The organism is Flavobacterium sp. (assembly GCF_029242675.1).
Classification (GTDB): domain Bacteria; phylum Bacteroidota; class Bacteroidia; order Flavobacteriales; family Flavobacteriaceae; genus Flavobacterium.
In genome coordinates this window covers 1-14,160 of the sequence record NZ_JAQWTM010000035.1, presented here as the reverse complement: position 1 = coordinate 14,160, position 14,160 = coordinate 1, and the positions used below count along the sequence as shown (strand labels likewise).

The window sequence follows — 14,160 nt, the reverse complement described above, 5'->3', positions numbered from 1 at the left end:
TGCAAATAAAAATTCAACTTTTTTTTATTTTTTTTACTTCCCTATAATCGATTTGTAAATATCGTTTCCGTTAGCAAATAGTAACAGTGTGATAAGTAAAACAAAACCAACCATTTGTGCGTTCTCTAGGAATTTGTCAGATGGTTTTTTACCTGAAAATATTTCGTATAATAAAAACATTACGTGACCACCATCAAGTGCCGGAATAGGTAATAAGTTCATAACTCCTAGCATAATCGATAGCAAAGCCGTGATTCTCCAGAAAGTTTCCCAACTCCAAGTCTCCGGAAAGATGTCGAAAATTGCTTTGAATCCACCCACTTGTTTGTACGCACCGGTGCTTGGACTAAAAATCATTTTTAATTGTTTTCCATATCCGATCAACTGGTCTTTACCTTTAATAAGTCCTACTGGAATCGCTTCGGCAAAGCTGTATTCTTTTTTGCTTACTTTATAATAGCCTAATTTCTCAAGTGATTCTAGACTTACCCCTCCTGGTTGAACCTCTAATTTACCTTCTTTAGAAACAATTAGGGTGATATTTTGGGGTTTTAAATCGCGTACAATTGTTGCCGGAATGGTTTTACCTTTGTTACTCTCTAAAATGGCAGCAGCTTGATCAAAGTAGCGAGTAGATTTACCGTTTAAAGAAGTAATGATGTCTTTAGGTAGTAAATTAGTGTTGGGAGAGTTTTCAGCAACAGCACCAACTACAAAAGGAGTACGAGTAGCGATCAAGGATCCTTTTTCGTATTTAGACAATTGATCTACTAAATCAATAGGCATCGTAATTTCTTGTTGGATTCCGTTGCGTTCCACCAACACTTTTTTAGCCATGATAATGGTCATGTTGATGTCATTATCAAATCGTTCGATTGGTTTGCCATCAGCAGCAAGAAATTTGTCACCGGTTTTAAAACCTGCTTTAAGCATTACTGGATTCTCGATTAACATCCCGTCTTTAAAATCGGTACTAGCCACATAAGTGTCGCCGTAAGCAAATGCCATTCCGATATAAATAATAAAAGCCAAGATAAAGTTAACCGTAACACCACCAAGCATGATAATCAAACGCTGGTACGCTGGTTTAGAGCGGAACTCCCAGGGTTGTGGGGGCAAAGCCATTTGCTCTTTGTCCATACTCTCGTCGATCATACCTGATATTTTTACGTAACCACCCAGTGGTAACCATCCAATACCGTATTCAGTTTCGCCAATTTTCTTTTTTAGTAGGGAATATTTAACGTCAAAAAACAAGTAAAATTTTTCGACTCTAGTTTTAAACAATTTAGCAGGAATAAAATGTCCTAATTCGTGCAAGATAATAAGTAATGATAAGCTCAATAAAAATTGAGAAAGCTTGATAAATAGATCCATTTTTTAATTTTAATTCTTATACAACTCACAAAAGTAAGGTTTTCTATTTGTTTATTTTGCAATAATTATTCCACAAGAGTTTAAATGTTTGTTAATTAATGATTTTTGAATGATCCTTTGCGGATTGTCTACTAACTTTACTTTTTAAATTTTTAAAGCACGAACGCGTTTGTTTAAAACGGTAAAAAGCTTTTTGTTTAACCCAGGTCGTGCCTCACACCATAAATTACAATAGAATATGAGTACTACATTATTTACTTCCCTTCAAATAAAAGACATTAATTTTAAAAACCGCATCGCCATTGCACCCATGTGCCAATATTCGGCCATAGATGGTTTTGCTAATGATTGGCACCTTGTTCACCTTGGAAGTCGCGCAATTGGAGGTGTAAGTTTAATTATTCAAGAAGCAACAGCGGTTTCGCCAGAAGGTCGTATTTCGCCAGAAGATTTGGGGATATGGAAAGACGAACATATTGAAAAGCTGCAACAAATCAATCAGTTTATTAGTGGTCAAAACTCGGTTCCCGGAATACAACTAGCGCATGCTGGTCGTAAGGCGAGTGTTTCGGCTCCGTGGAATGGCAATAAAAAATTAGATGCCCCTCAAGGTGGATGGCAAACGGTGGCCCCATCAGCGATTGGGTACCATGATAACGAAGCAATGCCAGTTGCCATGGATAGCGAAGCGATTCAAAAAGTGATTACCGATTTTACAACCGCGACCAAAAGAGCAGTGCAAGCCGGTTATAAAGTGATTGAAATTCATGCAGCACACGGTTATTTACTGCACCAATTTTTGTCGCCTTTATCGAATGTGCGAACAGACAATTACGGAGGGAGTTTTGAAAACCGCATTCGCCTTACCCTAGAAGTAGTAGAAGCGGTACAAACGGAATGGCCGTCTAACTTACCTTTATTCGTACGAATATCGGCAACGGATTGGGCTGAAGGTGGCTGGAACGCCGAAGAATCGGTAGCACTTTCTAAAATTCTAAAAGAGAAAGGGGTTGATTTAATTGATGTTTCTTCAGGTGCGTTGGTTTCACACCAAAAAATACCTGTTGGACCTAACTACCAAGTTCCTTTTGCAGATCAAATAAAATCACAAGCCGGAATTTTAACGGGAGCTGTTGGTTTAATCACCGAAGCCAAACAAGCCGAAGAAATAGTGGCGTCAGGCAAAGCCGATATGGTTTTGTTTGCCAGAGAGTCATTGCGTGATCCTAATTTAGCCCTGACTTTTGCACATGATTTAGAAGCTGAAATTACTTGGCCAAAGCAATACGAACGCGCTAAAAAGTAGTTTCTAAAAGAATTTTTTTTAACATATAAGTCATATAAGTTTTATGGTGTAGTTGTTTTTGAACCATATATATTACTTAAGTTTTATGGTGTAAGCTGTTATTAAACCATATAAGTCATTTAAGTTTTATGGAGTAAGTTGTTTTTGAACGATATAAATCATTTAAGTCTTATGGTTTAAGTTGTTTTTGAACCATGTAAGTCTTATGGTGTAAGCTGTTTTGAACCATATATATCACTTAAGTTTTATGGTGTAGTTGTTTTTGAACCATATAAGTCATTTAAGTTTTTTAGGTTTCAATTCATGACGGTTTTTAATACACCCAAGAAATTTATCACAAATAGCTTATATGACTTATGTGTTTTAAGATTTAAATACAGCAACACTTATATGACTTATATGTTTAAATTTTAAGTACAGAAACACTGGCAAGAAAACTTATATAACCTATATGTTGAAATTTCATGTACAGCAACAACTTCGCACGCACTAAACAACCTCATATGCAAAAAATAAAAACAGCACTTTTGTCCTACGGAATGTCAGGCAAGGTTTTTCACGCGCCTTTTTTAGAACTACATCCTGGTTTTGAACTTATGGGTTCGTGGGAGCGGTCTAAAAAACTAATTCAACTGGATTATCCAACTGTCACAAGCTATCCTACACTAGAGGCAATACTAGATTCAGAGGCTGAATTAGTGATAATCAATACGCCTGTCGCTACTCATTACGAATATGCTAAGCAGGTGCTGCAAGCAGGCAAACATGCCATTGTCGAGAAAGCATTTACGACCACTGTTGCAGAAGCTCAGGAACTAGCCGCTATTGCAAAGGCCAAAGGGGTGAAGCTCGCCGTGTTTCAAAATCGCAGGTGGGACAGCGATCTTAAAACGGTCAAACAAGTAGTAGCAGACGGTCTTCTAGGAGAAATGGTAGAAGCCGAGTTTCATTTTGACCGTTACAATCCTAGCTTGAGTCCTAAGCTACACAAAGAATCCGCCAATGATGGAGCCGGAATTCTAAAAGATTTGGGTCCGCATCTCATCGATCAAGCGCTCTACTTATTTGGATTCCCCACAACGGTTTATGCTGATATTCGGACTACAAGAACGGGTTCGTTAGTAGATGATTGGATCGATATTGTTTTGTACTATCCTGACTTTAGAGTGCGCCTCAAAGCAGGTTTTTTTGTACGCGAAGCTAATCCAGCGTATGTTGTACACGGAAGAAAAGGTTCTTTTTTAAAGCACCGTGGCGATGTACAGGAGGATGAATTAAAAGCAGGTAAAAAACCAAATTTAGACGATTGGGGAACGGAGCCAATAGCCAAAGAGGGACTATTGCATACAGTCACAGATGGCGAAGTTGTACGCAACAACATACGGACGCTTCAAGGGAATTATTACGACTTTTTTGAAGGCATGCATCAGGCAATCGTGAACGATAGTATAGAACCAGTGACCGCGCTAGAAGGCGTACAAGTCATGCGCGTAATCGAAGCCGCTATTCAAAGTAGCTTGCATAAAAAAGGTATCGATTTGTAATACATGCAATTAGCTCACAACTGCAAAGCCTGTTTTCGGATTAGACAATAGGCTTTTTTCGTACAAAACCAAGAACGATAACGATGTATGTACATGGAGTTAAACAAGGTATAACATACTTCCCTAATGGTTTTTGTACTTTTGCCCTTCACAATATATAATTACAGCCTTTGTTACGTTTAAATTTTATAGGAAGCTTTACAGCTCAAGGAAAAATCAAAAAAAATTTTAGAAAAGCGAAGCAGTCGTATCTCAATCGGATACGTCTTGCGGTCTCAGCTTTCTACTTTGGTATGGGATTGTGTTTTGCCACTTGGGCCAGCAGAATTCCAGATATCAAAATGACATTAGCGCTTAGCGATGCGGATCTAGGGAGTATTTTATTTGCACTTCCGGTTGGACAATTGGTTATGATGCCATTCTCCGGAAAATTAGTTACTCGCTATGGCAGTCATCGTTTAGTGGTTTTCTCGGTTATAATGTATGCCATTTGCTTGTCTAATTTAGGACTTGCAACTTCGGCTTGGCAACTGGCCTTTAGCCTTTTTCTCTTTGGAATCTTTGGCAATATGAACAACATCGCAGTCAATACCCAAGGCGTTTATACTGAGAAACTTTTTAATAAAACGATCATGGCCTCCTTTCATGGGGTATGGAGTTTTGCCGGTTTTACGGGAGCACTAATAGGTTTGGGAATGTTGTATTTAGAGTTAACACCTCACGAGCACTTTTTAATCGTAGGGACCGTTGTAATCCTTTTGGTAGTTCTTAATTACCATTATTTAATCAAAGCCAAAGAACTTCCCAAAGCAACCCAAAAAACAAAATTATTTTCTAAACCTGATGCTGCCTTGTTGTGGCTTGGAGTCATAGGATTTGGTTGTATGGCCAGCGAAGGAATCATGTTTGACTGGAGCGGTGTTTATTTCAAGGATGTTGTCAAAGCGCCCGGTGAACTCATTGTTTTAGGGTATATCTCATTCATGATAATGATGGCAACCGGACGTTTCTTCGGTGATGGCATGATAAATAAATTTGGTCGAAAAGCAGTAATACAAGGAGGAGGTATCCTTATTTCAACCGGACTTTTTACCGCCGTATTTTTCCCGTATTTGGTTCCGTCAACCATAGGATTTATGATCGTAGGATTGGGCGTATCGACTATCGTCCCAACTTTATATAGTCTTGCAGGTAAGCACCCAACAATCCCGCCAGGCGAGGCACTTACAGCCGTTTCGAGCGTTAGTTTCCTTGGTTTTTTAATGGGGCCACCGGTAATTGGATACATAGCCGAACTTTTTGGACTGCGTTTTTCGTTTGCTTTTATTGGAATATTCGGACTTGTAATTGCAATTTTAGTTTCTAGAATCAAGGCCTTTCGATAATTTTTAGGAGCAGATCGTTTCCTTTTTCAGGACACATTTACACCCGCTATACGCAGTATCTTTTTATTTTGAGCTAAAAAACAGCTCAAAATAAAAAGGATACACGCTCCTATCAGGGCTATTACTCCCGTTTTTCAATCCTCCCGACGTTTTTGAAATATTTTTTTTACCAAAATGTTTTTCAAATAGTTTTTTTCTTACTTTAGCATTGCTAAGTACAAGATTAAAAACTAGTTATACTATAAATACCACTGTATAATTAATTGTATGTAAAGCCGCTTCCGCCTTCGAATACATTTCCTAAAAACACCTTTTCCTAAAGAACAGCTTGTAATCTCAGTAATAGTATTGAGACGCTTTACTCTTTTGTTGCCCTACAAAAAAAGTACGCGAAGTTTGAAACCTAAAAACAGTTTATAAATGGTTTTTATGAAAAAAGGTATTTTTGCACTCTTTTTTGTTTTACATTGTAGTCCATTCTTGGCGCAATCTACTGCAGCCATTTCGGGAAAGGTATTGGATTCCAAAACAATGCAACCCCTTGCTTTTGTGGTGGTGAGTATCCAAAACACAACTTTTACCCAAATTACCGAAACAGATGGAAGTTTTAATTTTACAGCTATTCCAATAGGGGAACAACTACTACTTTTTAGAAATCAAAGCTACAAGGAAGCTTTATATCCCGTAACGATTGCATTAAATGAAACGATAGACTTAGGTATAATTTTGCTAGAAGAAGATCAGTTTAACGACCAACAAAATACTGTAGTGCGCCTATTTGAAAATGACCTAACCGATGACAATAGCGGATCCGAAAGTACTTCGGGCTTACTGCAATCCTCCCGAGATGCTTTTCAGCAAGCCGCTGCATTTAATTGGGGCCAAGCCCGTTTTCGAATTCGGGGATTAGATAGTGAAAACGCTACCACAATGATTAATGGCGTTACCATGAACAAACTTTTTGATGGTAGGCCACAATGGGGCAATTGGGGCGGACTCAATGATGCGACTCGCAACCAGGAATTTTCTGTGGGTACGGCACCATCTGATTATGCTTTTGGTGGTATCTTAGGAACCCAAGAAATCAACACTAGAGCTTCAATTTATAGACCAGGAGCGCGCATTACCTTTTCGGGAACCAATACTAATTATACCTTTCGCATGATGGCGACCTATGCCTCAGGTACGAGTAACAGTGGCTGGTCCTACGTAGTATCAGCAGGAAAGCGCTATGCGCAAGAAGGCTATTTTGAAGGAACAAATTACGACGGGAATTCGGTTTTTGCGAGTATCGAGAAGACGCTAAATGACAAACACGCCATCAATATCAGCGGATTTTATACGCCCAATACCCGAGGCAAAAATTCACCAAACACGGATGAGGTTACGCAATTAACATCGGAAACCTATAACTCCTATTGGGGATTTCAAAATGGTAAAAAACGAAATGCAAGAGAAAAAACAATCGCGGAGCCTATTATAATGCTCAATCATTATTATAAAATTAATGATCGTACTAACCTGAACTCAAGTGTTATGTATCAGTTTGGTAAAGTAGGAAACACCAATCTCGATTATCAAAACGCCAATAGTCCGGATCCAACTTATTTTAGGAAATTGCCTAGCTATTACAGTTCGCTTTTTGAACGCGATAAGGGAGAATTCTCAGGAGCTTTTGTACCTGATTTTGAAAATGCCGAGAAAAGCCGATTAGCATTTTTAGCCAATCCGCAAATAGATTGGGAAGCAATGTACCGTGCCAATCAAAATCCTGTCCTGGGAAACAATGGTCAAATAACCGGTTACGAGCCGGCTCAAAGTCGCTATGTTTTGTATGAAGACCGAACCGATGACCAAACACTAGTAGCAAATTCAAATTTCAATACGCAATTTAGCGACAATCTTATCATCAATGCAGGTGCTTCCTTTAGGGATTTTAAATCGCATAATTATCAAAAAGTAGTAGACTTACTAGGTGGAACTTTCTTTGAGGATATCGATGGTTTTTATACGGGAAATCAGTCCCAATCGGATTTAAATAATCCTAACAGGCAAGTGGTAGTGGGCGATGCTTATGGTTACAATTATAAATATGCAGCCCAAACTTTGGACGCTTTTATGCAATTTAAGTTCAGCTACAATAAAGTCGATTTTTATGTGGCGCAGTCGTACAGCAATGCGACCTACCAACGTGACGGCTTGTATAAAAACGGAATTTACGAAACGATTTCATTTGGTAAAAGTGAGCCGATTAATTTTGAAAACTTTGGATTTAAAACGGGTATTACCTTTAAAATTTCGGGTAAAAAATCTTTGAATTTCAATGCCGCTCACAGTACTCGAGCCCCTACAATTCGCAACACATTTCCCAATGCCCGGTTAAACAATGCTATTGTCGATGGGTTACAAAGTGAAGCAATTAATAGCCTTGATGCAACTTATGTATATCGTTCACCAAAGCTAAAATCAAGAATAACGGGCTACTATTCGACCATAAAAAATGCCACTCGAACAGCCTTTTATTATGCCGAAGGGATATTTGACAACGGTGCAGGCTACACGAATACCAACGGATTTGTAAGTCAGACTTTGACGCATTTAGATCGAAAAAATATAGGTGCTGAGTTGAGTTTTGAGTACCAATTGACAATTACTTTAAAAAGCACCTTCTCTGCTGCTTATGGTAAATTCACTTATGATAATAATCCGAATGTGACTATTAGCAATGATGCGTTAGCCACAGTTGATAACACCAAACCCTACTTTGATTTTGGTACGGCATTATTAAAAAACTACAAACAAGCCGGTACGCCACAGCAAGGGTATAGCCTTGGTTTAGAGTATCGCGATCCTACTTATTGGTGGATTGGGACTAATGCTAATTATTTAGCGGACACCTATATTGATGTTTCTCCTATAACGAGAACAAATAGTTTTTATACCAATCCAGCGAGCGGTTTTACTTTTCCGGAAGCCACCGAGGAACGCGCAGCCACGTTGTTGAAACAAGAAAAATTTGACCCTATACTATTAGTCAATCTTATTGGTGGTAAGTCGTGGCGCATTAAAACCAAGACGTTGGGACTTTTTGCAAGTGTGAATAACGTACTTGATACCAAATACAAAACAGGTGGTTATGAGCAAGCTCGAAATGCAAATTTCAGACAATTAAATCAGGATGTTTCTAGCGGAACACCCTCTTTTGGTAACAAATATTTTTATGGGTATGGACGAACTTATTTTGTTAATCTCTATTTCAGTTTTTAAATTTAAAAGCAAGTGTTATGAAAAATACAAAGTGTGCCTTTTATGTGTTGGTAGTTGTTGCGAGTTTTTTTACTAATTGTGCAAGTGACGAAACCGCGATTCCTAAATTAGTCTGTTCCCAACCTGATTTTGTTGTCAATAAATCAGTAGAAGCAATACAAGCTACCGCTGGAGCGATTGTTACTAAATATGCCTATGATGATATTATCGAAGCCTATGTTGTTTCTAGTGATGAAAATGGCAATTTTTTCAAGACGATTTCCCTTCAAACTTTGGCCACAGCCAGTAAACCAGCAATGGGTTTTAGCGTTCCTGTAGATGCTACTAATTTGTATGTGGATTTTAGAGTAGGGAACAAAGTGTACGTTAAAATGCTCAATCAATATACTGACATTAATTATGGTAGTTTGCGCATAGGCAGTATTTATGTTAACTCCTATAATGAAGGCGCCGTAGGAAGGCTAACTCAAAACGATTACAAAAAAGTACTGAATGCTTCGTGTACCAATGTAAAAGAAGAAGTTCTAGTTCGGTCGCTGTCTATAGTTGATTTGGTTAAGGACAGCAATTTAAATACTTTAGTTGAAGTAAGTGGAGTGCAATTTACAGAGGCGGCAGTAGGCAGACACTATTTTGAAGAAGCGAATAATATTGGGGGTGCAACCAACTGGAGTTTAATTGATAAAAACGGAAATCAACTTATTTTTAGGACCAGTAGCTATGCTGATTTCTCCAAAAGTGTAGTTCCAAGCGGCAGCGGAAAAGTGAGAGGCGTACTAACTAAATTTGGTACTGATTACCAATTAGTGGCTCGTTCCGAAAAAGATGTGGTGATGACAGGTACCAAAGCAACTCCTTTTTTTATTCAAAATTTTCAAACGGTAGTCGACAAGTCTAATTTGAGTTTACCCGGTTGGACGAATATTGCCGTAAGTGGCACACCAGTTTGGAAAGGGGGAGTGTACTCGGGTAATGGTTATGCCGAATTTGTGATTAGCGGCACCAAGGTAAATTCTAATATTGCTTGGTTAATTTCACCAAAGATCGATATGGATGCACATAAAAACGAAATTCTAACTTTTCGTGCAGCACAACACCACCTCGATATTGATTCGCCACTAAACGCATTGGAAGTTTTGGTTTCAACTAATTTTGACGGTTTAAATGTGACTAAAGCAACTTGGGTAACCCTTAAAGCGATCCTGCCTACACAAGCAACACCCTGGTACCAGTTCGTGGGTTCAGGAGGAATTGATTTGTCAAAGTATGGTGGTCAAATTAATATTGCATTTAAATATACGGGTTCAGGGAAAAATACCGCTCTAGACGGTGCTTTTCAGGTTGATGACGTTCAGCTGTTTGGAGATTAAAAAGCTAAAAATGCACTATAAAAACTAATGGTATGTTGCGCCTAATTTATATATTTGTAGGCATACAAAATACCATCTTATGAAATCTACATTATTAGCGCTCGTTTCTTTATTATTTGTTTCTTGTTTTTCTGATCCTACAACTGATCCAGTTGATTATACAGTTCAAAACGAAAAAGAGATTAAAGACTACCTTACCGCCAAAAAGTTAATTGCTGTAAAAAGCGATACCGGTTTATACTACATCATCAACGAGCCAGGGACTGGAAAACAACCAACGGCTAGCTCTAATGTTACGGTTGCTTACAAAGGTTATTTTACAAATGATAAAGTATTTGATCAAAGTACCGAGGCTGGAATTTCTTTTGGCTTACAACAAGTAATTCAAGGATGGACTGAAGGTATTCCTTATTTTAAAGAAGGCGGAAGCGGTGTTTTATTAATCCCCTCGTCTTTAGGTTATGGAAGCAGTACTAGAGGACCAATTCCAGGTGGATCCGTACTTATCTTTGATATTAAATTAATTAAGGTTAATTAATATTTTCTCATCTATATTAAAAAAATAGGCTGTCACATTGGTGACAGCCTATTTTTTTATTTGATTTCCATTATACTAATGGCATATCCTCCACCGGGAGCCGATAACTGCGCTATTTTAGATTTGCTAGTTACCGTCATTTTTCGAATGGTATAGGCTTGCGGATTCGTTTTGTAATGCGCATTTTTTGCGTCAGCATAAATGGTAGCAGTATATTTTTTTCCTTTGTCAAGAAAATCTAAAGCTATAGTTGAGGTACGAGGCGTTTCCCCATTTACATTTCCAATAAACCAATTGTTGGTTCCTTTTGCTTTTCTAGCCACAGTGATGTATTGTCCTGGCTCTGCTTCAAGATATTTACTGTCCGACCAATCAATAGCCACATCTTTGATAAATTGAAAAGCATCAGGAAATTGGTTATAATGCTCAATTAAATCAGCTGCCATTTGCAAAGGACTGTACATGGTTACATATAACGCGAGTTGGTTAGCAAGTGTGCTGTTAACATGGGAATCATTATTTGGGCTGAATTTTTTAATATCCATTTCAAAAATTCCAGGCGTATAGTCCATCGGTCCACCTATCAAGCGTGTGAAAGGCAATAAGGTTACATGGTTGGGTTTTGATCCACCAAAAGCCTGAAATTCAGTTCCTCTAGCAGCTTCATTACCTATTAAATTAGGATACGTTCTGCAAATTCCAGTAGGTCGAACAGCCTCATGTGCATTGACCATAATTTTATAATCGGCTGCTTTTTCAATAGCATATTGGTAATGATTAATAGTCGATTGGCTGTAATGATGTTCACCAACGGGTAAAATAGGTCCAACATAACCACTTTTTACAGCATCGTATCCGTTGTCGTTCATGAATTGATACGCTTTGTCCATGTGGCGTTCGTAGTTTCTGGTTGCACCTGAGGTTTCATGGTGCATGATCATTTTTACACCTTTAGCTTTCGCATATTCATGAATCCCTTTTACATCAAAATCAGGATAAGGTGTCACAAAATCAAAAACGTAGTCTTTCGAATGACCAAACCAATCTTCCCAACCTTCGTTCCAGCCTTCTACTAGCACGCCATCAAAACCATTAGCCGCTGCAAAGTCAATATATTCTTTAACGTGATTGGTTGTAGCTCCATGCGTACCATTTGGTTTTGCCTCTGAATAATCAGTTATCCCAAGTTGTATCGATGGAAAATCATTAGTGTACGACCATGAGCTTTTACCAGTGATCATTTCCCACCAAACACCAACATATTTCACTGGTTTAATCCACGAAGTATCTTCTATTTTACAAGGATCATTTAAGTTCAAGGTCATTTTGGATGCTAAAATTTGACGGGCATCATCATTAACAATAATTGTTCTCCATGGTGAGTGTGACGGAGCTTGCATATATCCTTTGTCACCTTGCGCGTCCGGGGTCAAATGCGACTCGAAAATCATGGTTTTATCATCTAAATTTAAACTCATGCAGGAATAATCGATCAAAGCTGCTTCATGTAAATTGATGTAAAGTCCATCAGCAGTTTTCATCATTAGAGCTGTTTGTACTCCTGTATCCGAAAACCAAGTTTGTGAAGCGTTGTCACTTCTTGCTTGTCTAGATAAGTTTCTGATTTCAGATAATTTAGAGGTTGTGTAATCGTATTCTTGTGTATCGTAGTCCCCAGAAATCCAATAGGCAGTATGATCTCCTGCCATTGAAAATTGTGTTCTTTCTTCTTTGATTACAAAGTAAATTAGATTTTTTTGAGTTGGAAATTCGTATCTAAAACCAAGACCGTCGTCAAATAAACGAAAACGAATCACAATTTGTCGGTCGGTTTCGTTTTGATTCAAAGTAACAGCCATTTCATTATAATGGTTTCTAATCTCAGCTACTTCTCCCCAAACAGGTTTCCAGTTTTCGTCGAATGTACTATTTTGAGTATTGACGATAGTGAAATTATTTAGCAAAGAGTTTTTGTCGAAGAGTAATTTTTTCTCCGTTTCAGCAGTACTGTACTTCAAATCATACTCCAATGTTTTTTTATCACTTTTTAGCTCGAGACCTAATTTACTTTGTTTGATTACGACTTTGCCTTTGTAGTCTAAACTGTAGGTAGGAGTACCGTCAGCGAGCAATTTAAACTCCATTTGGAATTGTTGGTTGGGTGATTTTAACTCTTGAGCCGATGCGTTGCCAAAGAATGCGACCGTGATCAGAACTGATAAAAGATACTTTTTCATTTTCTTAAAGGTAAATTACTAGTTATTTTATTGGTAAGATAATCATGAAAAACTCAAAACGGTAGACTCTAGACTTTATCGCAATTAAGTACAAAGCAATGAATTTGATCATCGAGTTTTCGAACATTAAAAATAGGCGCTTTACGGCAGTAAGATTTTCTCCAATTTAAAAAAGTAGATAATCATCCAGATTTATAAAAGTAAATACCAAACAATCAAATAGTTATAAAAAATAGCAAATAGAAAAAAGTGGTAACTTTAAAAAGTAAAAAACCTGGTTTTTATCAAATTTATTGCGAAATAATCATTTTTACTCCAATCTAAGATTTAAAATTTGTGCCAATGCGCATTACTTTAGTCTCAAATTCCTCTCGGGGACCAACTGCTTTATTTTTAAGTTGAGAGCGATAATTATAAATTGTAGAAACGGAATACCTCAAAAAAACAGCAATTTTAGCACTGTCTTTTATTCCTAATCGAATTAAAGCAAAAATCCTCAATTCGGTATTTAGCAATTCCTCATCTTTCGGTTGTGTTAATTCGGTATCGGTGAGAAGTGCTTCAAATTGCGGAATGAAATCCGGAAATAATTGTAAAAAGGTTTGATCAAAATTCTGGTAAAATTCCTTTAATTCTGCTTCAATGAACTGCTTGGATTTAATAGCATCTAGTAGTTGATTCATTTTTCCTGCTGTTGCCATCACGTTCAATTTTTTGCGATAGCCTTCCAGTTTTCCAATATAATCCGAGCATTGATCCATATAGCGACCAATGTATATTTCTTTTACCAAATTGGTTTCGGCGAGGCTGCTATTGGTTTCATTTAATGCGGCGTTAGCTGATTGCAAAGCCGTATTTAAATTGATCAACTGAACATTGGCGTCGTTCAATTCTTTTTGAGCTGTTTTTAATTTTTTCATTTGCTTGAAAAGCTGGAAAAAAACAAAGAGTAGGCCAAGAGTCAGAACACTAATACTACCTAAAAAAAGCAGTAACTGTTTTTGATTGGCTTTGTTTTGATGTTGATATGCACCACTAATAATGGGAAGCATTTTCGAAATTTCGTAGGTTCGTAGTCTAGCATTACAAAACAACGCATCCTCAAGAGAGCGTTGAATGTAGCGATAGGAACGATC

9 protein-coding genes are annotated in these 14,160 nt (G+C 37.7%); 6 read left to right on the top strand and 3 right to left on the bottom strand.

The genetic code is table 11. From position 1 onward, the window contains the following. Positions 1-33 precede the first annotated feature (33 nt). Positions 34-1,377 (bottom strand): RIP metalloprotease RseP, encoded by a 1,344-nt coding sequence (gene rseP, locus P8M54_RS01315; protein WP_300284109.1) that lies wholly within the window; start codon positions 1,375-1,377, stop codon positions 34-36. A gap of 238 nt (positions 1,378-1,615) precedes the next feature. On the opposite strand from rseP, the gene P8M54_RS01310 reads away from it, so the two are divergent. The 6 genes from P8M54_RS01310 (at position 1,616) to P8M54_RS01285 (ending at position 10,787) form a co-directional block, all read left to right on the top strand. Beyond that, on the top strand, positions 1,616-2,683 hold the full coding sequence (locus P8M54_RS01310) for an NADH:flavin oxidoreductase/NADH oxidase (protein ID WP_300284106.1): 1,068 nt from the start codon (positions 1,616-1,618) through the stop codon (positions 2,681-2,683). A gap of 503 nt (positions 2,684-3,186) precedes the next feature. After that, positions 3,187-4,227 (top strand): Gfo/Idh/MocA family oxidoreductase, encoded by a 1,041-nt coding sequence (locus P8M54_RS01305; protein ID WP_300284103.1) that lies wholly within the window; start codon positions 3,187-3,189, stop codon positions 4,225-4,227. Between the two features lie 170 nt (positions 4,228-4,397). Continuing rightward, positions 4,398-5,612 (top strand): MFS transporter, encoded by a 1,215-nt coding sequence (locus P8M54_RS01300; RefSeq protein ID WP_300284100.1) that lies wholly within the window; start codon positions 4,398-4,400, stop codon positions 5,610-5,612. Between the two features lie 429 nt (positions 5,613-6,041). After that, positions 6,042-8,879 carry a TonB-dependent receptor gene (locus P8M54_RS01295; RefSeq protein ID WP_300284098.1) on the top strand — a complete coding sequence of 946 codons (2,838 nt, stop codon included), beginning with the start codon at positions 6,042-6,044 and terminating at the stop codon, positions 8,877-8,879. A 17-nt stretch (positions 8,880-8,896) separates the two neighbouring features. Continuing rightward, a complete protein-coding gene (locus tag P8M54_RS01290) occupies positions 8,897-10,249 on the top strand; it encodes a DUF5689 domain-containing protein (RefSeq protein ID WP_300284095.1) in 1,353 nt (450 codons plus the stop codon). A gap of 79 nt (positions 10,250-10,328) precedes the next feature. Further along, complete coding sequence (locus P8M54_RS01285; RefSeq protein WP_300284092.1) at positions 10,329-10,787, top strand: FKBP-type peptidyl-prolyl cis-trans isomerase; 459 nt, start codon at positions 10,329-10,331, stop codon at positions 10,785-10,787. A 56-nt stretch (positions 10,788-10,843) separates the two neighbouring features. Here the strand turns inward: P8M54_RS01285 and P8M54_RS01280 are convergent, their stop codons facing one another. Together P8M54_RS01280 and P8M54_RS01275 are read right to left on the bottom strand one after the other, a co-directional pair. Beyond that, complete coding sequence (locus tag P8M54_RS01280; RefSeq protein ID WP_300284089.1) at positions 10,844-13,024, bottom strand: glycoside hydrolase family 97 protein; 2,181 nt, start codon at positions 13,022-13,024, stop codon at positions 10,844-10,846. Between the two features lie 320 nt (positions 13,025-13,344). Then, positions 13,345-14,160, bottom strand: an 816-nt coding sequence (locus tag P8M54_RS01275; protein ID WP_300284086.1) for a DUF6377 domain-containing protein, incomplete at its 5' end; no start/stop codon positions are given.